The organism is Streptococcus infantis, assembly GCF_047464415.1.
GTDB classification, from domain to species: Bacteria; Bacillota; Bacilli; order Lactobacillales; family Streptococcaceae; genus Streptococcus; species Streptococcus infantis_AE.
Genome location: NZ_JASHBX010000065.1, coordinates 1 through 571, shown reverse-complemented (window position 1 = coordinate 571; position 571 = coordinate 1). Strand labels below are relative to the sequence as shown.

At 32.0% G+C, this 571-nt stretch carries 1 protein-coding gene; it reads right to left on the bottom strand.

Going from position 1 to position 571, the window contains the following annotated elements; translation table 11 throughout:
• Positions 1–75: 75 nt before the first annotated feature.
• Complete coding sequence (locus tag QM460_RS10500; protein WP_414290064.1) at positions 76–411, bottom strand: hypothetical protein; 336 nt, start codon at positions 409–411, stop codon at positions 76–78.
• Between the last annotated feature and the right edge of the window lie 160 nt (positions 412–571).

Below are 571 nucleotides of genomic sequence, written 5' to 3'. Positions count from 1 at the left end.
GGATAGTTATATTTTTTTGAAATGGCCTGAAGTTGCTCAAACATATCATCAGGAACATTTCTAATTAAAAAATTTTTAGCCATCAATTTCTACCTCACCTTCATACTCTAACCAACGTGAAATATGACTACCATAGCGATTCATTTTTTCTTTAAATTCAGATAGTGTCCTTGTCTGTTTTTTCATTTGTTCCAGAATATGGTCAGAAGCTAATTTCATATTTTCTAAATGAGACACATACAAATCTTGAGCACGATTAAATTTTCCGTACTCAATTTTTTCACGACAGATTGAAATCAAAAAATCGTTAAATGAGTTGGCTTTATTTTTCTTCGCAAGAGATTTTAGATAATTAATTTCATCATCAGTAAGCCCTCTAATCTCAATTCGATTTTGTTTTATACTTGCCATTATTTTAAATTTTCCTTTCCAAAAAACAGCGCCCTTCTTTTTTCTTTTGTCGAAGCAAAAGCAAAAAGAAGCAAAAAAGAAAACTTCAACCTCGCAACATCACGAACCGATACGGTTCTATTTTTGCGGTTTTTCAACACACTAACACACACAGAGGGAC